Annotated in this window: 1 pseudogene; it reads right to left on the reverse strand. The window is 48.7% G+C overall.

Annotated elements, in window-relative coordinates:
• Positions 1 to 109: 109 nt before the first annotated feature.
• Positions 110 to 306, reverse strand: a pseudogene (locus HMPREF2726_RS14495) (hypothetical protein); the annotation flags it as partial.

Raw genomic sequence — 306 nt, forward strand, 5'->3', positions numbered from 1 at the left:
GATACGGGTGTTTCGATATACAAGGTCGGATTCTCGAATCCGACATTTCCAACAGTTTTTCGGAAACGACAGACGCGTCAAATGTTTTTGTCGGATACAAGTATCCGACCTACATCTGGATTCCTGCCTGCGCGGGAATGACGGCGGAGGTTTCGACAAAAATTGCTTCTCCCGTTTTCAGACGACTATTTGCCTCGTCGGTGTACATTGTAACGTGGGCTTTGCCCACGATAATGTTGGGTAAAAGAGGCCGTCTGAAATTTTGGGCTTGATTCGTGGGCAAAGCCCACGCTACGGGTTTCAGAC

The sequence above is a fragment of the Neisseria sp. HMSC074B07 genome, from assembly GCF_001810355.1.
Classification (GTDB): Bacteria; Pseudomonadota; Gammaproteobacteria; order Burkholderiales; family Neisseriaceae; genus Neisseria.